Annotated in this window: 18 protein-coding genes; 4 read left to right on the top strand and 14 right to left on the bottom strand. The window is 37.4% G+C overall.

From position 1 onward, the window contains the following. Nucleotides 1-64: 64 nt before the first annotated feature. The 13 genes from BUA76_RS11330 to mraZ all read right to left on the bottom strand — a co-directional run bounded on the left by BUA76_RS11330 (nt 65) and on the right by mraZ (nt 13,491). Nucleotides 65-442 carry a GxxExxY protein gene (locus tag BUA76_RS11330; RefSeq protein ID WP_072884922.1) on the bottom strand — a complete coding sequence of 126 codons (378 nt, stop codon included), beginning with the start codon at nt 440-442 and terminating at the stop codon, nt 65-67. Nucleotides 443-560: 118 nt separating this feature from the next. Continuing rightward, nucleotides 561-1,919: a UDP-N-acetylmuramate--L-alanine ligase gene (gene murC / locus BUA76_RS11325; RefSeq protein ID WP_072884921.1), complete on the bottom strand. Its 1,359-nt coding sequence runs from the start codon at nt 1,917-1,919 to the stop codon at nt 561-563. 143 nt (nt 1,920-2,062) lie between these two features. Then, nucleotides 2,063-2,356, bottom strand: a complete 294-nt coding sequence (locus tag BUA76_RS11320; protein ID WP_072884920.1) for a GIY-YIG nuclease family protein — start codon at nt 2,354-2,356, stop codon at nt 2,063-2,065. Nucleotides 2,357-2,502: 146 nt separating this feature from the next. Further along, nucleotides 2,503-3,624 carry an undecaprenyldiphospho-muramoylpentapeptide beta-N-acetylglucosaminyltransferase gene (gene murG, locus BUA76_RS11315; protein ID WP_072884919.1) on the bottom strand — a complete coding sequence of 374 codons (1,122 nt, stop codon included), beginning with the start codon at nt 3,622-3,624 and terminating at the stop codon, nt 2,503-2,505. A gap of 68 nt (nt 3,625-3,692) precedes the next feature. Next, nucleotides 3,693-4,931, bottom strand: a complete 1,239-nt coding sequence (locus BUA76_RS11310) for an FtsW/RodA/SpoVE family cell cycle protein (RefSeq protein ID WP_072884918.1) — start codon at nt 4,929-4,931, stop codon at nt 3,693-3,695. Between the two features lie 22 nt (nt 4,932-4,953). Further along, nucleotides 4,954-6,291: a UDP-N-acetylmuramoyl-L-alanine--D-glutamate ligase gene (murD, locus tag BUA76_RS11305; protein ID WP_072884917.1), complete on the bottom strand. Its 1,338-nt coding sequence runs from the start codon at nt 6,289-6,291 to the stop codon at nt 4,954-4,956. 70 nt (nt 6,292-6,361) lie between these two features. Then, complete coding sequence (gene mraY, locus BUA76_RS11300) at nt 6,362-7,603, bottom strand: phospho-N-acetylmuramoyl-pentapeptide-transferase (protein ID WP_072884916.1); 1,242 nt, start codon at nt 7,601-7,603, stop codon at nt 6,362-6,364. Between the two features lie 48 nt (nt 7,604-7,651). Further along, the gene (locus BUA76_RS11295) at nt 7,652-8,017 is read right to left on the bottom strand and encodes a four helix bundle protein (RefSeq protein ID WP_072885065.1); all 366 of its coding nucleotides are present in this window, start codon (nt 8,015-8,017) and stop codon (nt 7,652-7,654) included. Between the two features lie 30 nt (nt 8,018-8,047). Then, a complete protein-coding gene (locus BUA76_RS11290; protein ID WP_072884915.1) occupies nt 8,048-9,508 on the bottom strand; it encodes a UDP-N-acetylmuramoyl-L-alanyl-D-glutamate--2,6-diaminopimelate ligase in 1,461 nt (486 codons plus the stop codon). An 86-nt stretch (nt 9,509-9,594) separates the two neighbouring features. Continuing rightward, entirely contained in the window at nt 9,595-11,586 is a 1,992-nt protein-coding gene (locus BUA76_RS11285) for a penicillin-binding transpeptidase domain-containing protein (RefSeq protein ID WP_072884914.1), read from the bottom strand. Then, nucleotides 11,570-11,935 carry an FtsL-like putative cell division protein gene (locus tag BUA76_RS11280; protein WP_072884913.1) on the bottom strand — a complete coding sequence of 122 codons (366 nt, stop codon included), beginning with the start codon at nt 11,933-11,935 and terminating at the stop codon, nt 11,570-11,572. Before BUA76_RS11280 ends, BUA76_RS11285 begins: the two co-directional genes overlap by 17 nt. 157 nt (nt 11,936-12,092) lie before the next feature. Then, nucleotides 12,093-12,986 carry a 16S rRNA (cytosine(1402)-N(4))-methyltransferase RsmH gene (gene rsmH, locus BUA76_RS11275; protein ID WP_072884912.1) on the bottom strand — a complete coding sequence of 298 codons (894 nt, stop codon included), beginning with the start codon at nt 12,984-12,986 and terminating at the stop codon, nt 12,093-12,095. Nucleotides 12,987-13,032: 46 nt separating this feature from the next. After that, the gene (mraZ, locus tag BUA76_RS11270; RefSeq protein WP_072884911.1) at nt 13,033-13,491 is read right to left on the bottom strand and encodes a division/cell wall cluster transcriptional repressor MraZ; all 459 of its coding nucleotides are present in this window, start codon (nt 13,489-13,491) and stop codon (nt 13,033-13,035) included. 271 nt (nt 13,492-13,762) lie between these two features. Between mraZ and BUA76_RS11265 the strand changes: the two genes are divergently transcribed. The 3 genes from BUA76_RS11265 (at nt 13,763) to BUA76_RS11255 (ending at nt 15,676) form a co-directional block, all read left to right on the top strand. Continuing rightward, a complete protein-coding gene (locus tag BUA76_RS11265; RefSeq protein ID WP_072884910.1) occupies nt 13,763-14,524 on the top strand; it encodes an alpha/beta fold hydrolase in 762 nt (253 codons plus the stop codon). Between the two features lie 65 nt (nt 14,525-14,589). Then, the gene (yihA, locus tag BUA76_RS11260) at nt 14,590-15,213 is read left to right on the top strand and encodes a ribosome biogenesis GTP-binding protein YihA/YsxC (protein WP_072884909.1); all 624 of its coding nucleotides are present in this window, start codon (nt 14,590-14,592) and stop codon (nt 15,211-15,213) included. Next, complete coding sequence (locus BUA76_RS11255; protein ID WP_072884908.1) at nt 15,206-15,676, top strand: GNAT family N-acetyltransferase; 471 nt, start codon at nt 15,206-15,208, stop codon at nt 15,674-15,676. Before yihA ends, BUA76_RS11255 begins: the two co-directional genes overlap by 8 nt. Nucleotides 15,677-15,718: 42 nt before the next feature. On the opposite strand, the gene BUA76_RS11250 is transcribed toward BUA76_RS11255, so the two are convergent. Further along, the gene (locus BUA76_RS11250) at nt 15,719-16,786 is read right to left on the bottom strand and encodes a phosphatidylinositol-specific phospholipase C1-like protein (protein WP_072884907.1); all 1,068 of its coding nucleotides are present in this window, start codon (nt 16,784-16,786) and stop codon (nt 15,719-15,721) included. Between the two features lie 331 nt (nt 16,787-17,117). On the opposite strand from BUA76_RS11250, the gene BUA76_RS11245 reads away from it, so the two are divergent. Then, on the top strand, nt 17,118-20,162 hold the full coding sequence (locus tag BUA76_RS11245) for a SusC/RagA family TonB-linked outer membrane protein (RefSeq protein WP_072884906.1): 3,045 nt from the start codon (nt 17,118-17,120) through the stop codon (nt 20,160-20,162). The last annotated feature ends 11 nt before the right edge of the window (nt 20,163-20,173 follow it).

Raw genomic sequence — 20,173 nt, 5'->3', positions numbered from 1 at the left:
TTCACTCAGCAAATGATAACTGAAAAATATTTTACTTCTTTAATTTATACTTTAATAATCTTATTTATAATTTGTTTACTGCTCTTTTTACTCCATCTTTAAATAAAGTAGAATGGAAATTTAAAATCATTCCCAATTTCATTTCTGTAATTCTTAAATAGTTAAGAAGTTGAAAGAAATGATACTTATTAATTTCCGGAACTGCTTTTATTTCTATAATTACTTTATTATTAATCAACAAATCCACTCTGAAAGCTTTCTCAATGATCAAACCTTCATAATTGACACTAATATCTTTTTGACTCTCAATGCTAAGTCCACTATTTTTCAATTCGTGAATTAAGCATTGCTCGTACACATTTTCATAGAGCCCTATTCCAAGTTTTCGATGCACTTTCATGCCTGCATCAAAAACAATATTTGATATTTCATTTTCTGTCATTTGTGTGTTTTTTCTATTCCTAAATGATATTTTCAGCTATCATTTGCTGAGTGAAACGCCTTTGCGAACTAGTTAGAATCTTCTAAAAATTTCTCTTACGTTCTTAGCGTTTTTTAAATTAATTCTCCTCCATCCACTCACAGATAGGATCATACAGCGTATCGATATTCCCTGCGCCTACGGTGAGAAGGATATCAAATTCTTTTTCTTTTATCTTATTGAAAGCATCATGTAGTGTTGAAACTTCCTTTTTATCTAAAGTCACTTTTTCCAGGAGCCAGTCTGAAGTAATACCTTCAAAATTTTCCTGAAGTTCTCTTGCCGGATAAATATCAAGCAGTATCAATTCATCGGCCTTACTAAGACTTTCTGCAAAACCGTCTGCAAAATCTCTTGTTCTGCTGAACAGGTGCGGCTGGAAAACTACCAGCAGTTTTTTTTCGGGGTAAAAAGTTCTGATCGAGCTCATCACTGCATTAATTTCAGTAGGATGGTGAGCATAATCATCAATATAAATTTTACCAGTCTCATATCTGTGCTTGGTATATCTTCTTTTAATCCCTTTAAAATTGGCTATTGCGTTTTTAAGAGTCTCAAAACCAACTCCCAAATTGCGAAGGATTGCCAACGCCACAGTAGCATTTTCTACATTATGAATTCCCGGAATTTCCCATGCAAAATCTCTCACTGTTTCTTCCGGAGTATGGAAATCAAAATAGATCGTATCATTCTCCATACGCAGGTTATCCGAATAATAATCTGCTGTTTCATTTACTGCGTAGGTAACGTGTGGCCTTCTGATATCAATTCCTTTTCTTACGAAAAGCTGTTTGTCATCCTGAACCAATGCCGCAAATTGCCTGAATCCTTCTTCGATGGTATTTTTGTCACCATAAATATCAAGGTGATCTGCATCAGTTGAGGTAATAACCGCCCAATCCGGGGAAAGATTAAGAAAACTTCGGTCATATTCATCCGCTTCCACTACGGAATATTGAGCTCCGTTATAGAGAAAATTGGATCTGAAGTTCTCTGAAATTCCTCCTAAAAAGCAGGAAAACGGTAGATCTGCCTCTTTGCATAAATGCGAAACCAGGGTAGAAGTCGTTGTCTTTCCGTGGGTTCCAGCAACCGCAATACAATCTGTATTCTCAGTAATTAATCCCAGCACTTTTGCACGTTTTAAAACTGTAAAGTGGTGGTTATTAAAATAATCCAGAATTCCTAACGTCTTAATCGCCGGCGTATAAATTACCAACGTATCTTCTTTTTGAAAGGAGGTAATTTTTTCGTCAATATGATCATTAAAAACAATATCAATTCCTTCGTTCATCAGAGCTTGGGTAAGCTTGGTGTTGGTTTTGTCATAACCAGACACTTTTTTGCCCGAAGCATGGAAATACCGTGCCAGAGCGCTCATGCCGATACCTCCGATTCCCACGAAGTAAAAATTCTGATATGTTTGTAAGTTGTTCATTTTATATTTTAATCTTTAAAGACTCCCTAAGTTGCTTAGGGCAACATCACTAATACTATTTTATTTAAAAGCTATAATCTACAAGCTCTAATGAACCACTAATAATCAATTTTAACGGTGTCAGGCTGAGCTTGTCGAAGCCTTTACTTTTTCATTTTATTTTTTGATAATTCAGGTAATAATTCCCAGTTATCATTTATTATAGCCTCTTTCTTTTTTCTGTTCCATCCTTTAATTTGTTTTTCAAACTGTATGGCTTGATTTACATCATTAAATTCATTATAAAAAACCAGTTTTACAGGTCTTCTTGTATGTGTATAACTTGCCGGATTTACTCCTCCATTATGTTCATTAATTCTTCTCTCCAGGTCATTGGTAAAACCTGTATAATAAGAGTTATCAGAACATTTCACAATATATACATAATATATTTTCATTCATTTGTGTTGTTTTATTTGGCCCTTCGACAAGCTCAGGGTGACATCTCTAATACTAACTGCTTTATTTTTCAATCTTAACATTATAAAGCCTTGTTAACTTTAAGTATTATTCTTAATTTCAAATAGCATCTTAAGACAAGCCTTTATTTAATCACTTTTAAAATCTCATCCACAATTCCTTTTGCCGCATTAGGCTTTGCAAAATATTGCAGATTCTGAGACATTTCTTTTCTTATATTTTCATTTTCGCAGATCTCTGAAAGCGTATTCCAGAATTTTTCCTGCATTTCAGAGTCTTTTACCATTCTTGCGGCATTCTTTTCCACCAGATTCATGGCGTTTTTGGTTTGATGATCCTCTGCTGCAAAAGGAAAAGGAACCAGCAAAACAGGCTTCTGCGCCACTGCCAGCTCTGAAATGGCAATGGCACCCGCTCTGGAAACAATAACATCTGCCGCAGAATATGCTGTTTCCATGTCTTTAATAAATTCTTTTAGCTGGATGGAAGTTGGAAGCTGGAGGCTGGAAGATAGTTCGCTATAATCCAGTTTTCCGGTTTGCCAGATCAGTTGATACCCTTTTTGTTTTATGTTTTCAATATTTTCTTTCCATCCGTTATTCAATGTTCTTGATCCTAAAGAACCGCCTACGGATAAAATCGTGAGTTTATCTTTGTCAAGACCCATTTTTTCTTTGGCAAGAGTTGTTTCCTGCATTCCTGAAACTATCGAGGAACGAATAGGATTGCCCAGAAAGTGTATTTTCTCAGCCGGAAAACCATCTACCTTCGGATAGGCCGTAAATACGGCTTTTGCTTTTTTACTTAAAATCTTATTCGTTACCCCTGCGTGTGCATTCTGTTCCTGAATAAAAATCGGGATTCCCAGTTTGCTTGCTTCATACAAAGCCGGTCCACTTGCAAAACCGCCTGTTCCAATCGCGAAATCGGGAGCAAAACTTTTAATGATCTTTTTAGATTTAGATAAACTTTTTAAGATTTTAAAAGGCAATCTTAAATTGGAAAGGATATTTCCACGGTTGATCCCGGCAATATCGATGCCTTCTATTTTGTAGCCGGCCTGAGGAACTTTTTCCATTTCCATTTTGCCGTTGGCTCCAATGAACAAAAATTCTGCATCCGGAAATCTTTTTTTGATTTCGTCTGCAATCGCAATGGCCGGGAAGATGTGACCTCCTGTTCCGCCTCCGGATAATAAAACACGCATAGCTGTTGGCTTCTGGCTGTTGGCTGACTGATTGTTCATTTTTTTTATTTTATTTTGACAGAATTTGCATCCTGTTCTGATTATGTCGTCCCTTCGGGACTCCCATTTTAAGCAATGTCATTTATTTCGGCAATGCTTTGTTTTTTGCCCAGTCCTTCTTCATCATAAATCTGAATTCTGGAGCTTATATTTAAAATTATTCCCAACTGTAAATAGGTTACCAGCATGGAAGTTCCTCCGTAACTGATCAACGGCAAGGGCTGACCCGTTACCGGAATGAGGTTGACTGCCACCGCAATATTTACCGAGAGCTGTACAAAGATCATCACTCCAAGACTGAGTACGAGCAACGATCCGAAAAAAGCCGGCATCTTGCTGGCAATCATCACAATTCTGATCATCATGATGAGGTACATACTGATGAGAAAAGCGGCCCCTATTAATCCGTATTCCTCAACAATCACTGCGAAGATAAAGTCGGAGGCTGACTGCGGAAGCATTTGCTTCAAAGCGCTTTTTCCGGGTCCCATTCCTGTGATTCCGCCATGAACAATGGCTGCTTTAGCCTGCATGACCTGATAGTTTTTGGCTTTTACACTTTCATCATCTACATCAGCTGATTTGGCTTTGCTTGATGTAAATGTTTCGATACGGCTCATCCAGGTGTGTACCCGGTTTCCACCAATAAGATTTGTATTTAAAGCAATAATTAAAAACAAGACAATGGCAATAAAAGAAGCGGATATAAATCCTGCAATATATTTCCAGTGAAGCTGGCCTATAATCAACACAATAACAGAAACCATTAAAATCATTAGCGCCGTAGATCCGTTATCTTTTGCTACGAGAATAAAAACAAGCAGGATAGGCCCGAAAATATACATGATGTTTTCAATTGGCAATCTTTCTCTTGTAATTTTTTTTGTCAAATACCTGCAGAGATAAATGATCAGCATGAGGAATGCAAAAGAAGAAGGCTGAAATGAAATCGGTGTTCCCGGAATTTTTAACCATCTTGAGGCACTTGCTCCATCGATGGTCTGTCCTGTAAACATTGTGACAATCAAGAGAATAATCATTAAACCAAGCAAGATGCTGCTGAGCTTTCCAATATATTCATATTTTACCATTCCTACTACTCTCATAATCGAAAGGCCTAAGACTACAAAGAACATATGCTTGATGACGTGACCGGTGGTGGTCCCGTTGTTTACGATATATTCCAGATTTGAGCTTGCAGAATATACGGGGAAAATAGAGAAGATGGAGATCACAAGAATGACCATCCAAAGTACTTTATCGCCCTTCAGGAATTCAAATCTGTTTTCTGTATCTTGTTCGTTCATATTTAATGCTGTTAGCTTTTGGCTAATTGCCAGTTGCTTTTAAAACCTGCTGTTTAAATTGTTGTCCCCTGTCTTCATAGCTTTTGAATAAATCAAAACTTGCACAACATGGTGAAAGTAAGACCGTATCTCCTTTTTTGGCCAGAGACTTTGAAATTTTTACCGCTTCTTCCATGCTTGAAGTATCGTAAATAAATTCTTTTTTGTCTCTAAAGAATTTTATAATTTTTTCATTATCAATTCCTAAGCATACAATTGCTTTTACTTTTCTCTTAACTAAATCTTCAATTTCGGTATAGTCGTTTCCTTTATCGATTCCGCCAACAATCCATACGGTCGGATTTTTCATACTTTCTAAAGCGTAATAGGTTGCATTGACATTGGTTGCCTTGCTGTCATTGATGTATTTTACGCCATTAATCTCTGTCAAGAATTCCAACCTGTGTTCAACGGCCTGAAATGTCATTAATGAATTTCTAATGCTTTCGTTGTTGATTTCCAGTATTTTACCCGCAATGGATGCGGCAAGGCTGTTGGCTACATTATGATTCCCTAAAAGAGATAATTCCTCGATTTTCATTGAGAATTCGTCTTTCATTTTAACCACAATATTTTCATCATCAACAAAAGCTCCTTCAGACAGTTTTTCTTTGGTGGAAAAAGGGATCATTTTCGCTTTAACCTCCAGTTTTTCAAGAATATTTTTGCTCATTTCATCATCTTTATTGTAGATAAAGAAATTATCATTTTCCTGATTTTCGGTTATTCTGAATTTGGCTAATGCATATTCTTCATAATTGTAATTGTACTGATCCAGGTGATCCTGTGACAGATTCAGCAATAAAGAAATGTATGGTCTGAAATTCTGAATATCATCCAGCTGAAATGAACTTACTTCCAATACATAATAGTCGTAATTTTCGTCGGCAACCTGCTTGGCAAAGCTGTACCCGATGTTTCCTCCTAGACCTACATTCAATCCGTCGTTTTTAAGGATATAGTAGATTAAGGATGTGGTGGTTGTTTTGCCGTTACTTCCTGTAATTGCTATGATTTTGGCATCGGTAAATTCCGAGGCAAATTCAATTTCCGAAGAAAGTCTTATTCCCTTATCATGGATCTTATGGATGATGTCTGCCTTTTTAGGAATTCCCGGGCTTTTTACAATCCAGTCTGCATTCAGGATTCTTTGTTCATTGTGATTTTCCTCTTCAAATTCAATTTCATTCTCTGTAAGAAACTGCTTATAGTGATCCTTAATAGATCCCTGGTCTGAAAGAAAAACTTCCAGACCTTGTTTTTTAGCCAAATAAGCAGCGCCGCAACCGCTTTCTCCTCCTCCTAAAACAACTATTTTCATACTTTTTTGCTTTATGCTGTAGGCTATAAGCTTTAAGCCTGATGCTTATTGCTTATTGCATACTGCCGATTTATCTCATCTTTAATGTAATGAGACATACAATTGCTAACATTACCCCGATAATTATCATTCTGTTAACGATTTTACTTTCGTGAAAACCGCCTTTCTGATAATGGTGGTGAAGGGGTGACATTCTGAATAATCTATTGTTCTGGGCATATTCCAGCCCGTATTTTCTTTTTCGGTATTTGAAAACAATTACCTGAAGCATGACGGAAATGTTTTCTATTAAAAAGATTCCGCATAGTACAGGAATCATCAATTCTTTTCTTAAAATAATGGCTAAAACCGCAATCACGCCGCCCAGCATGAGACTTCCGGTATCTCCCATAAACACCTGTGCAGGGTACGTATTGTACCAGAAAAAACCAATGACGGCTCCCACCATAGCGACCACAAAAATGGTGGTCTCACCCATATTGGGGAGGAACATAATGTTCAGATAATCAGCAAATATGATGTTTCCGGAAAGATAGGCAAACAGTCCCAGTGTGAGTAAAATAACCGTACTGGTTCCTGCGGCGAGACCATCAATTCCATCGGTAATATTGGCACCATTGGAAACTGCCGTTACGATAAAAATTACAATAGGAATAAAAACAACCCACGCCCATTCATGAGCATCTTTATCATTCATCCAAAACAAAATTCCACTGTAGTCGAATTCATTATTTTTTGCAAAAGGAACGGTGGAAACGGCAATTTTTTCTGTTGGCATGAAGTTTTGCTCTACATTGTTGCGGTTTACCACTTTGGCATCCGCGTACTTTCTCTTAACAGTAATGTCAGGGTGGAAATACATGGTTACTCCGACAATTAAACCTAAACCCACCTGTCCTACGATTTTGAATTTACCACTAAGGCCGTCTTTGTTCTTTTTTATTTTTTTAAGATAATCGTCCAGAAAACCGATCGCACCCATCCAAACTACTGATACGATGAGAAGAACAATATAGATATTGGTGATTTTTGTAAACAGCAATACGGGAATCAAAGTAGCAAGAATAATAATAAGGCCTCCCATTGTTGGTGTACCTTCTTTTTGCTTCTGCCCATCTAAACCGAGATCACGTACCAGCTCACCCATCTGTTTTGCTCTCAGAAAGTTGATGATTCTTTTTCCAAAAATAAGAGCGATGGTCAAAGAAAACAGAACCGCCATCCCCGCCCGGAAAGAGATGTACTTCAGCAATCCTAATCCTGGGATGTGGATTCCGTGGTTGGTTAAATATTCGTATAGATAGTATAGCATTTTTTAATTATTGATGTTTGATAATTGATGATTAATATCTGACGGATATTAAATAATCTTACTCTTTAATTTGTTCTTATAAGTTGATGTCACTTTCAAAATCTCTAAAGACTCATTCATAAGTTCATCTATCATTATTTTTGAAGCTATATTAACTTCCTGAATTACTTCCAACCAAAATACTGTTTCATCTGCTTCCTCTACAACTATGCAGATTTTAGCATATTTTTCTTTGTCTGATCTTGCTCTGCACATTGCTCTATAATTAGCTGCAACAGAACTAGCCGAACGGAATATTTGTTTTCTGATTACTGATACTTTATCAGAATATGTCAAATCCGATAAACTATTAATTATATTTATTGCTAAAGTTTTTGTTCTTTTAGCAAAAATCTGATTGTAGTTATTTTCCATCATTAATCAATTATCAATAATCATTTATATTTACTTGCTCATTAATTTCCAAAGCTCATTAATTGTTTCTTTATCATCAAAGTGATGTTTCACACCGTTGATTTCCTGATACGTCTCGTGACCTTTTCCGGCTACCAGTACAATATCTTTTGGTTCTGCAAATTTTATGGCCATTTTAATGGCTTCTTTTCTATCTGGAATTGAAGTGTACTTGCTGAAGTTCTGAGGTTCAACACCTGCTTCAATTTCTTTTATAATCGCTGCCGGATCTTCCGTTCTCGGGTTGTCTGAAGTGATTATTGCCAACGTTGATTTTTTGGTGGCAATATTTCCCATTTCGGGTCTTTTTGCATGATCCCTGTCTCCTCCGCATCCAAAAACAGTGATCAGTCTTTCATTTTTAGTCCTGATGTCGTTAATACTGTTGAGAATATTTTCTAAAGCATCCGGAGTATGGGCATAATCTACAATGAAAATAATTCCACCGTCTGATTTGAACGTTTCAAACCTTCCGGAAACTCTTTTTAGTTTGCTGATTGCCTGTAAAATTTCATCTGAATCAAAACCCATCTCGGAAGCAATTCCGAAAACCAACAACAAATTGTAAACATTAAACTTTCCTGTTAAGGTCGTCCAAAATTCTTTCCCATTGAAATTCAGCAGCATGCCGTTAAAATCCACTTCCAGTAATCTTCCATGATAATCGGCCATGGTTTTCAGGGCATAAGACTTTTTTGTCGCCCTTGTATTCTGAAGCATCACATTACCATTTTTATCATCAATATTGGTAATGGCAACAGCGTTTGCATCCAGCTCATCAAAAAACCTTTTTTTAGTTTTTAAATATTCATCAAAAGTTTTGTGGTAATCCAGATGATCGTGGGTAAGATTGGTAAATCCTGCGATTTTAAAGTGAAGCCCTTCAATCCTGTTTTGGGCAATTCCGTGGGAGCTTACTTCCATGAAAGCAAATTCGCACCCTTCTTCTACCGCCTGAGCGAGAATCTTATTAATAGTAATAACATCGGGAGTCGTATGTGTTGCCGGAATGATCTGATCTGCAATTCTTATCTCAACTGTAGAAAGCAATGCTGAATCATAGCCTAAGTTTTTAAAAACATCAAAAAGCAGGGTAGAAACAGAGGTTTTCCCGTTGGTGCCTGTAACGCCGATCAATTTTAGTTTTTCAGAAGGGTTTCCATAGAAATTGGAAGCCAGATGTCCTAATGCCTTAGACGAATCTTTTACTTTAACATAGGTAATCCTTTCATCCAGATTTTCAGGGAATTCTTCACAAACAATGGCTTTTGCTCCTTTTTCAACAGAAGATGCAATAAATGAATGTCCATCCGCAACTGTTCCTCTCACTGCAATATACAGGGAGCTTTCCGTAACCTTTCTGCTGTCGAAAACCAATTGTGAAATTTCACGGTTTTCGTTACCCTGAATTTCCAGAACCGGTATTCTCTTTAGTAATTCTATTAATTGCATTTATCTGATGCTTTATATTCCTAATACTTATTTAATAGGATTTTATCCTATTCTGTTTTAAATCGTCCCTTCGGGACTCTTTTCTTTTAATTTTGCAGAGATAAATAAATTCTCTGGTTTTTACTGATGGTTGTCCCTTCCAATGGGAATTGTTCTTTAATTCTTCCTACGCCTTTAAAATCGACACGGTATCCTAAATTTTCCAGCTGCGGAATGACATTTTTCCCAATCAGTCCTACCACATTGGGCATTTGTTTATTGTTGACGGCTACTTTTACATTAGGTTCAACCATTTTATTGAGGTTTACCTTTTTATCAACCAGCATTTCTCGTTCAATGTTTTGTGGCGTTTTCAGGAATGTTTTTCCTGCAATTTCTTTAAACACAGGTGCGGCAACCGTTGCTCCGTAAAATCCTTTGGAGGTATTGGGTTCGCTGATCATCACGTAACAGGTATATTTCGGATTATCAGCAGGATAGAAGCCTGCAAAAGAGGAACGGTATTTCATAGGTCCCGGAAGCCAGTATTCGAATCTTGCGGTTCCGGTTTTTCCTGCCATTTTCAGATTTGGGGTAAAAATACTTTTTGCAGTACCTTTTTCCACAGCCTTGGTTAAAGCGTGGGTCATCATTTTAATGGCTTTGTCGGATGCCATTCTGCTTACCATTACTTCTGGTTTTGCATTATACATAACCTTTCCGTCCTTCATGATTTTATCAATGAATAAAGGCTTCAGCATTTTTCCGTTGTTGGCAACGCCGTTGTAGAACGTTGTAAGCTGTAATAAGTTGATATTGGTAGAATATCCGTAGGCGATGGATGCTAGTGTTGCGGCATTCCATCTTTTGCTTTCCGGGGTTACAATTCTGGGTTTTGTAATACCGGGAAGTTCGATATCCATTTTATCAAAAAGTTTCCAGCGCTTTAAATGATCAAGGAAAATCTGAGGCTTTTCAGCATAATATTTAGTAATAAGCTTGGCAGATCCTACGTTGCTGGACTTTGCCAGAACATCACTGATGTCGTAAGTTCCGCCGCCATGTCCATCTGAAATTCTTTGTTTGGCATATACCCAGATTCCGTTTCCTACATCTACCGTAGTATTTTCATCAATGAATCCGTCGTCCATTGCAGCAAGAAGAGAAATGGTTTTAAAGGTAGATCCCGGTTCGATATTGTCTTTTAAAGCATAATTGTAGGAATCTACATACTCTCCGTCATCGTTTCTTCTTAGGTTCACCATTGCGCGAACCTTTCCTGTTTCCACTTCCATTACAATGACAGTTCCGTGTTTTGCTTCGAAATTAACCAGCTGTTTTTGTAAAGCCGAGTGTGCAATATCTTGAATTCTAAGGTCCAATGTTGTGTACACATCCTCTCCGTCAACTGGTTCCTGAACTTTCCAGAAGTCAATCGGTTTCCACTGGGAGGAGTTGATTCTCTGTTCCAGTCTTTTTCCGTCGGTTCCACTTAAATATTTAGAGAAAGCACCTTCAAGGCCGGAACTGTACTCACCATTATCCATCCCGATTGTTCCTGCTCCGATTTCAGAAGTGGCAAGCTCTCTTTTATAGTTTCTGTCAACAATGAAGCCTCCTTTATTTTTACCTCTTTTAAAAATTGGAAACTTGCGGATTCTGTCGTATTGGTCAAAATCAAGACCTTTTACCAAAGTGTAATATTGGTTTTTCTTTTTTCTCTGCTCATCAAACTTTTTCCTGAATTCGCCTCTTGGTTTTCCGAACATTTTGCTTAATGAATCCGTCAATGCACCAATATTATTTGTGTAAACGGTATCCTTCATTGTTTTAAAATCAAGGTAAATATCATAACGCATGACAGTTGTCGCGAGAATAGAGCCATCTGAAGCGAAAAGATTTCCACGGGCAGCTTTAAGAGTAGCTTCCCTATAATTTTTATTAATGTAATCGTCCTTAATTTCCTGAACATTCGTATTCTGAAGGATTACAATCCTTGCTAAAAACATGACAAACACGCACAAAGCTACCACTGCAAAGAGGTAGCCCCAACGTAACGTTTTTTTACGCTTGTTATCGTATTCATTTTGTTTTTGCATTTGTACTATCCAGTTTTATGAGCAATTTGTGAGGATGGCTTTCCAGGGTCATCAAAGAATCCCGGGCGACTTCTTTCCCCAATTCCGATTCCATTTTTACTTTGATCAGCTTGCTTTGTGCATAAGCGTTTCGTGATTTATATTCTTCTGTTTCTTCCTTTAAGGCATTAACAATTTTGATCTTTTTATTAACCAGATGATTGCTGTAAATCATGGCCATCATCAGAACAAACAACAAAAGAAAATACCGGTAATGGATCTTGATCTCATCCCGGTTCAGGAAATTTCCTTTTATAATGTCTATAAAAGTAAGTTTCTTTTGAGGACGATATGTTGTTCTTTTTGCCAAAGACTTTTTCTAATTTGTTAATTATTTAACTCGTGTTGACCACCCCGTCAAAAATTCTTTTGAATTTTTGCCACCTCTCCAGAGAAGGGGGTTGGGAATTATTTATCTATCTGTCAAGGACGTCAATCTCATTCACTATTGATCATTCACCATTCATTTACACTTTTATTCCTGTTCTCATTTTAGCACTTCTGGCTCTTGAGTTTTCTTCAATTTCCTTATCATCCGGGATAATTGCTTTGCTTTTTACCAGTTCAAATGCTTTTTTATAATTCCCGTAAATATCTCTTTCCGGTTCTCCCTCAAACATTCCGTTTTTTAAGAATCTTTTTACCAGTCTGTCTTCCAGAGAATGGTAAGAAATCACCACCAGCCTGCCTTCGGGTTTTAAAACGTTATAAGCCTGAAGCAGCATTTCTTTCAGGACTTCCAGCTCCTGGTTTACTTCAATCCGGATTGCCTGAAATAACTGGGCATAAAATTTATTTACCTTATGCGGCGGAATATAGCTGAAAAGTTTTTTAAGGTCTTCCGTTGTTTCTATGCTTTTTGTTTTTCTGTGATGCACAATATCTCGTGCCAGCTTTCTTGCTTCTCTCAACTCACCGTAGTGGTAAAATATATCCGCAAGCTCTTCCTCTTCATAATCATTGATAACTCTTTTGGCATCAAGATTCTGCATCACGTTCATTCTCATATCCAATGGAGCATTGCTTCTTGTGGAGAAGCCTCTGTCTGCCTCATCAAATTGATGGGATGAAACGCCAAGGTCAGCCAGAATACCATCTACCTGAGAAACGCCGTGCATCAGCAGAGAGTTTTCAAGAAATCTGAAATTCTGATTGATTAATGTAAATCTTGGGTCATCAATCTTGTTTTTAAGCGCATCGAGATCCTGATCAAAGCTGAAAAGTTTTCCTTTGTCGGAGAGCCGGCTCAGTATTTCTCTTGAATGGCCGCCGCCGCCAAAAGTACAGTCCACGTATGTTCCGTCTGGATTCGTCACCAAATCATCAACACTTTGCTTCAACAAAACGGGGTTATGATACATGTCTAAGTTGTGTTTTTTAGCTTTTTTAATTAATAATCAGCTTCGTTTATTCTTCATCGAAAGCGCCCATCACATCTTCGGCAAGATTTGCAAAGTCTTCTTCGTTGGTGGAAATTACTTTTTCGTAAGCATCTTTGTCCCATATTTCGAAGAGTTCTCCTGCGCTGGTAATTACAATATCTTTCTGAAGATTTGCGAAAGTCACCAAATCTTTTGAAATCTGAAGTCTCCCTGCATTGTCCAGTTCTACTGTTTTTACACCTGCCGTAAACATTCTAATGAAATCAGCATTCTTTTTAATGAATCTGTTTAGTTTATTAATTTTGCCCATCACTTTATCCCACGCATTCATAGGGTAAACTTCCAGGCAGGATTGGAACACGGATCTTTTAACTACAAACGTTTTGTCGTCGAAGTTTTCCATTTGTTTAATCAGAGAAGAAGGTAGCTTTAAACGCCCTTTATCATCGATTTTACACTCATATGTTCCAATGAAATTTTTCATTTGGGACAAATTTATATAATAATTTCCAAAAGTTCCCACTTTTTCCCACTTTTTGCCTTAATGTTGATAAGTTTTATTAGTGATTGAATTTCAGCTATATACTAAACTGGTATGCTGATTCTTGTCAAACTGTTATTTAGGCCATAGCAAAGTGGTTAAGAAAAAATGCTTTAAAAAAGAGTTTGGTATATTATTTTTATTTTAAATTAGGCTTATCAAAATATTTTTGAGGTTTAATTTGTATTTTTGCAAGGCTTTATTAAGGCATTTTATGATATTTAGTACAAAAAAAGAAAAGAAATACACCTTCATTGAGGCGGGAGAAGGACATCCATTGGTGCTGTTGCATGGTTTAATGGGTGGGTTAAGCAATTTCGATAAGATGGTTGATTTTTTTTCAGACAGGGGATTCAAAGTATATGTTCCCCAGTTGCCAATCTACGATTTGCCGGTACTCAATACAAATCTTACAACATTAGCAAAATATATCGCTAAGTTTATTGAAACGCATATAGATGCACCTGTAACCATTGTTGGAAACTCAATGGGAGGGCATGTAGGGCTTATCTTAACATTAGCAAGGCCGGATCTCATTAAAAATCTTGTTCTCACTGGAAGTTCCGGGTTGTATGAAAGAACTTTCGGAGATAGCTTTCCAAGGAAAAATGACCGTTCTTATATCAGGAAAAAAACGGAAGAGGTTTTCTATGACCCTGCAATTGCAACGGAAGACCTGGTTGACGAAGTTTTCTCAGTAGTCAATGACAGGATGAAAGGAATTAAAACCGTTATGCTGGCAAGAAGCGCAATCAAGCACAATATGCTTCACGATCTTCCGAAAATTCTTACACCAACCTGCCTGATCTGGGGAAAACAGGATAATGTAACTCCTCCTGAAGTCGCTGAAGATATGCACAAGTTCATTCCGAATTCAGATTTATTTTGGATTGATCAATGTGGTCATGCAGCAATGATGGAAAAGCCGGATGAATTCAATGAAATTCTCTACAGCTGGTTAAAAGATAAAGTTTAAATTAAATATAAATAAGCCATTAAGAATCTTCTTAATGGCTTGTTTTTCTTAAAAATATTTTCAAAATGGTTATTAAAACAGCAACATTCGTAAAGAGTAGCGGAAAATGGCAGGACTGCCCGGAACCCAATATTCCGGAATATGCTTTTATCGGAAGATCCAATGTTGGAAAATCTTCGCTTATTAATGCGATGATGAATCATAAAGATCTCGCCAAAACTTCCCAGACACCGGGAAAAACACAGCTCATCAACCATTTTTTAGTGAATGAAAGCTGGTATCTTACGGATTTACCGGGATATGGGTACGCTAAAGTTTCCAAGTCAATCAGAAAAGATTTTGAAAAGCTGATTACCAACTATATTCTGAACAGAAAAAATCTGGTTAATCTTTTTGTTCTCGTAGATTCCCGTCACAAGCCTCAGGCCATTGATATGGAGTTCATCCAATGGTGCGGGGAAAGTGGTGTTCCTTTTTCCATTGTTTTCACGAAAGTAGATAAGCTGAAACCCAATGCTGCCATAAAAAATGTTGAAGATTATAAAACTGAGCTGCAAAAAACATGGGAAGATCTTCCGGAAATTTATGTAACCTCAGCAGAGAAAAAAGAAGGCTGTGATGAAATCCTTGATTTCATTCAAAAAACCAATGAATTCTTGGCAAATAATAATGTAAGTTTCGATGAGTAATATTATCTGGAAGATCAAAACTTTTGAAGAATTTACTGTTCCGGAATTGTACAATGTATTAAAAGCAAGAATCAATGTTTTTGTAGTAGAGCAGAACTGTCCGTATCCTGATCTGGATGATTATGACCAGAAGGCAGTTCATATCTGGGCTGAGAAAGACGGCGAAATTCTCGCGAACTGCCGGCTTTTTGATAAAGACATAAAATATCCTGAAGCCTCGATTGGAAGAGTGTTGACTACTGAACAGGGAAGAGGGAAAAATCTGGGGAGACAGCTCATAGCCTATGCACTTGAAGCTATTGAAGCGCGTTTCCATACGGATGAAGTCAGAATTTCTGCACAGGATTATTTATTGAAATTCTATGGTGAATTCGGTTTTGAAGATACCGGGAAGAAATATCTGGAAGATGACATTCCACACACGGAAATGCTTTACCGAAAAAAGCAGAAAAGGCATTCATAGATCTGAAAGCCTTTTCAATATAAATCTAATGGTAAAAATGCTCTATTTTCCGTTCACGGGATTTTTTCTTTCATAAGAATTATTGTCAAAACTGATTTTATAGCTGGATTTAAACAGTTTGCTTGGCTGATAATAATCTGTTGTAATGATCTGTGCGCCGCTTTCTTTAGCCTTTTCAAACCTGGAATAATCTTCTTTCCGTGCTTCCATCGTATCTGCATCTGCCCGGGTTCTGATGATATATCCTTGTTTTACGAGTTCTGCAATTTCGGGATTAGGGTCGTTTCTGAACAATATCGCGGATTCAGCCGTTCCCGGCTCAGAGTTGGTGAAAATCATTCTGCCCTTGAGTGAAGGATGATCTTTCATATAAAGGTCCCTGTTTTCACTGTTGTTGTCGAGAACAAACAGAAACTTGCCTTTCGCATCTTTCACCTTCGGCCAGTTTTTGTTAACAATAGCATCGTTCAACGTTGTATAAGAACCGCGGATGTCATCCGGTGTAATGATTTTATTTTTTCCTAAATATTTTTTAAGCTCGTTGTCAAGATCATCAAAAAGCTTTGACGTATAATGTTCCGGTTCTGTTCCGAACTGATTGGCATTTCCATCCTTTGGTTCCAAGGTAATAAAAACCGGATCATGATCGGGATGCGTGTCGGACCATTTTTTTAAATCTTTCAGGCAGTCTTCCAATGTATAATATTGTGTCTGGTAATCAATGTCTGTAATATGAATCATTTTATAGCCGGGCTTTTTCATTTTACCTTCCGGATCAAAAGGCAGGGAAGTTTTTACCAGATCCAGAATTTTAGGGTGTGCATATTTTCCGCCTTTGCTGTCTGCGTAAACGTCTATTTCGAGGTTTCTTAAACCCAGATCCAGTTGTTGAGGAATAGGAATATGTTCATATTGAATCCTAGGCAGGAAATTCAATGAGTCCTTTTGGGATAGATAATGATATACTTCCGGTAAAATTGCCTTTTTATAAGAGTTGTGTGAACCAATTACCTGTATCTGATTTATTTTTAAATTATTAAGATTCTGAGTCTGTGACTGGAAAACTTGTATAGATATGACATACAATCCTAAGAAAAATACCTTTTTCATTGTTTCAATTTTCTTTGGCGAAATTATGAAGTCTTATGTTAGGCGGCTTATATATTATGTTAAGTGTTCTTTAAAATTATGTAAATGATTATGACATGATGAATTATTAAGTGTCTGAAAATTAAAAATGTCAATTTTAAATAATCAATAAGGAATTGATATTTTATTGATTTTAAGATAATATTATGTTAAAATGATTTCAGGTTAAACGTTTTTACTTTGTATCCCGAAATAAAAAACTAACGACGGGCAGAAATGAAAACCACTGTTGCGGCAACAACAGCGGCTTTTTATCAAGCATGTAACGTCATGTAATTACTTACTTAATGATATGTACCACAAAATTAACTCTTTTAGTTTTAAAAAACTAATTCCGGTTGCGATGATTTTCCTGTTGGCAAATCAGACCTACGCAGAAAATCTTTCGGCAAACCACATTACAGCTTTCCAGGTGAACGAAACCATTACCGGAAATATAACGGATCAGGACGGTGCTGCCATTGCAGGAGCAACAGTTACTGTTGTTGAAACCGGAGCTCAGGCGACTACTGATGATTCCGGGAATTTTACAATTGCTGCGAATATTGGCCAGACCTTATCCATTTCTTATGACGGATATGAAATTCAGACCACGAAAATTTCAGGAACTGCAGTTTCGATTCAGCTGAAATCAAAAAAAGATACAACCGCTATTGAAGAAGTAACGCTGGTAGGATACGGCTCTCAGAAAAAATCTGATTTAACAGGAGCCATCAGCCAACTAAAAGCTGAGAACTTCAAAGAAGGAATGAATATTTCTGTAGATAATCTGATGCAGGGGAAAATCGCAGGGGTACGTATTGTACAGACCAGCGGTGAACCGGGAGCGGGAGTAAATGTTTCCATCAGAGGAATCGGTTCTATCAGAAGCGGAAGTACACCTTTATTCGTTGTAGACGGTGTTCCGTTAAATAACGATCCGGTAAGTGCACAAAGCCCGAATGTGGGTTTAGGAAATGTACAGGCTAAGAATCCGCTGAACTTTTTAAATACTTCTGATATAGAATCCATCACGGTATTAAAAGATGCTTCGGCTGCAGCGATCTATGGAGCAAGAGGATCAAACGGGGTTGTTCTGGTAACGACAAAAAGAGGAAAAAGAGGAGAGCCAATCTTCACCTACGATACTTATTTAGGTTTTTCTTCGGTGATTAAAAAGCTTGACCTTTTAACAGCGGATGAATACAGGGCAGCCGGAATCAACAAATTATATGATCACGGCGGAAATACAGACTGGCAGGATGAAATTTACAGAAATGCCGTTTCATCCAATCACTCGGTTTCCTTCTCGAAAGCGACGGATACAGGAAGCTATTTTGCATCCCTTTCTCATATGGATCAGGATGGTATTGTTTTGAACAGCAGCTTTAAGAGAACAACGGCTCGTCTTAATGCAGAAGAATCTTTCTTCGATAATAAAAGATTAAAGGTAAAACTAAATCTTACGGCGAGTGACATCAAAGAAACAGGAATTCCGAACGGAGGAAATGCCGGTTCAGACGGTCAGCTGATTATCCATGCCCTAATGGCGAATCCTACCCGTTCCGTATACGATGAAAACGGAAACTACACCAATTTCAATATGAACGCTCACTACAATCCTTTGTATTTACTGAGTGTGTATAATGATAAAACCAATACTTTCAGGATATTGGGAAATACGGAAGCAACGTTGAGAATATTACCGGGACTTAATTATAAATTCAATTTAGGAGTTGATAAAACCATGTCGGAAAGAAATACAACCATGTATCCAAATGTTACCGACAGAACGCCTAAAGGAATGTATGTTCAGGCTAATCTGGATTCTTATAATGTGCTTTTGGAACATTATCTGACGTATGATTTTAACCTCAACAGGCATAATTTCAATGTACTTGGAGGATTCTCATATCAGAAATTCAAAAATACGGGAACGTATTTCGGAGTAAGAGATATTGCAGCTCAGGGTACAGGAATTGCTCCGGAAATTAATCCGGGCTATTCAGGAACGGCTTTTGTACCGGGTGCGGGCTATGCTCAGGAAAATGAATTGCAGTCTTATTTTGGAAGGGTTAATTATAATTTTGATAAAAAATATTTATTAACGGCTTCCTTACGAGCAGATGGTTCTACACGTTTTGGGAATAACAACAAATACGGATATTTCCCTTCGGTTGCTGTGGGCTGGACGGTTTCGAACGAGAATTTCCTGAAGGATTCCCAAATCATTAATGAGTTAAAGTTAAGAGGAAGCTGGGGACAAACCGGAAACCAGGAAGTTCCGAACAAAATTACGCAGGCAAGTTCTTCTCTTACACAGAGTTCAGGATATTATTTGTATCCTAATTTAAATTTAATTAACGGAGTTTCTATTAACAGAACAGTAAATCCTGATCTAAAATGGGAAGTGGTAGAGCAGAGCAATATCGGGGCAGATTTCAGTTTATGGAGAAACAAATTGTACGGTTCATTGGAATATTACCATAAAACTACAAAAGATCCTATCCTGAATATTCCTTCAAGCCCGTTAAGTCCAACCAGTACCGTATGGAGAAATGTGGACGCAAAAATCGTTAATAAAGGTTTTGAATTTTCTTTGGGTTCAGAAGTTATCCGAAATGAAAACTTTACATGGAATGTTGATGTAAACGGGGCAACGGTAAATAATGTGGTGAAAGACCTTCCGGTTTCTGCTATTTATTCGGGAGAGGTTTCGGGACCGGGACTTTCCGGGGTTACGGCCAATATTTACAGAAACGGCTATGAAGCGGGAGCTTTTTACATGTATAATTACCTGGGAATTGATGCCAACGGAAAATACATTTACGAAGACCTGAATTCAGACGGAAGAATCGATCAGAATGACAGAAAGATCTTTGAAGGAGCTATTCCAAATTTCACTTTCGGGATCAATTCTTACATGAAATATAAAAAGTTTGATTTCGCCTTTTCATTTATCGGGCAGACCGGAGGTTATCTGGTAAACAACACGGCACTGGATCTTAACATCAATAATTTAGCTTCAGACAGAAACGTATTGAAAAGTTTTTACGAATCCGGAGCAAGCTTCACCAATCAGCCGCAGCTGTCTTCTTTGTATCTTGAAAAATCAGATTTTCTTCGCCTGAATAATGTAAGATTAGGCTATACTTTCGATATGAACCAATTGAAATTCCTGAAAAGTATCAATTTGTATATCAGCGCACAGAATCTATTCACCATTACCAATTATTCCGGATATGATCCGCTTGTTGACACCAATAAGCAGGTGGGAGGAAATCAGTCACTGGGAATTGATTATACCACTTATCCGTCTGCAAAGACATTTATCCTGGGAGCAACTGTTAAATTTTAATTAAGCTAAAA

This window comes from Chryseobacterium takakiae (assembly GCF_900129385.1).
Lineage (GTDB): Bacteria > Bacteroidota > Bacteroidia > Flavobacteriales > Weeksellaceae > Chryseobacterium > Chryseobacterium takakiae.
This window is presented reverse-complemented; position numbering and strand designations above follow the sequence as displayed.

Bases quoted from the DNA above. Each gene is read 5' to 3' on its own strand.
- BUA76_RS11330 (WP_072884922.1), bottom strand. From the start codon at position 442: ATGACAGAAAATGAAATATCAAATATTGTTTTTGATGCAGGCATGAAA.
- murC (WP_072884921.1), bottom strand. From the start codon at position 1,919: ATGAACAACTTACAAACATATCAGAATTTTTACTTCGTGGGAATCGGA.
- BUA76_RS11320 (WP_072884920.1), bottom strand. From the start codon at position 2,356: ATGAAAATATATTATGTATATATTGTGAAATGTTCTGATAACTCTTAT.
- murG (WP_072884919.1), bottom strand. From the start codon at position 3,624: ATGAACAATCAGTCAGCCAACAGCCAGAAGCCAACAGCTATGCGTGTT.
- BUA76_RS11310 (WP_072884918.1), bottom strand. From the start codon at position 4,931: ATGAACGAACAAGATACAGAAAACAGATTTGAATTCCTGAAGGGCGAT.
- murD (WP_072884917.1), bottom strand. From the start codon at position 6,291: ATGAAAATAGTTGTTTTAGGAGGAGGAGAAAGCGGTTGCGGCGCTGCT.
- mraY (WP_072884916.1), bottom strand. From the start codon at position 7,603: ATGCTATACTATCTATACGAATATTTAACCAACCACGGAATCCACATC.
- BUA76_RS11295 (WP_072885065.1), bottom strand. From the start codon at position 8,017: ATGGAAAATAACTACAATCAGATTTTTGCTAAAAGAACAAAAACTTTA.
- BUA76_RS11290 (WP_072884915.1), bottom strand. From the start codon at position 9,508: ATGCAATTAATAGAATTACTAAAGAGAATACCGGTTCTGGAAATTCAG.
- BUA76_RS11285 (WP_072884914.1), bottom strand. From the start codon at position 11,586: ATGCAAAAACAAAATGAATACGATAACAAGCGTAAAAAAACGTTACGT.
- rsmH (WP_072884912.1), bottom strand. From the start codon at position 12,986: ATGTATCATAACCCCGTTTTGTTGAAGCAAAGTGTTGATGATTTGGTG.
- mraZ (WP_072884911.1), bottom strand. From the start codon at position 13,491: ATGAAAAATTTCATTGGAACATATGAGTGTAAAATCGATGATAAAGGG.
- BUA76_RS11265 (WP_072884910.1), top strand. From the start codon at position 13,763: ATGATATTTAGTACAAAAAAAGAAAAGAAATACACCTTCATTGAGGCG.
- yihA (WP_072884909.1), top strand. From the start codon at position 14,590: ATGGTTATTAAAACAGCAACATTCGTAAAGAGTAGCGGAAAATGGCAG.
- BUA76_RS11255 (WP_072884908.1), top strand. From the start codon at position 15,206: ATGAGTAATATTATCTGGAAGATCAAAACTTTTGAAGAATTTACTGTT.
- BUA76_RS11250 (WP_072884907.1), bottom strand. From the start codon at position 16,786: ATGAAAAAGGTATTTTTCTTAGGATTGTATGTCATATCTATACAAGTT.
- BUA76_RS11245 (WP_072884906.1), top strand. From the start codon at position 17,118: ATGTACCACAAAATTAACTCTTTTAGTTTTAAAAAACTAATTCCGGTT.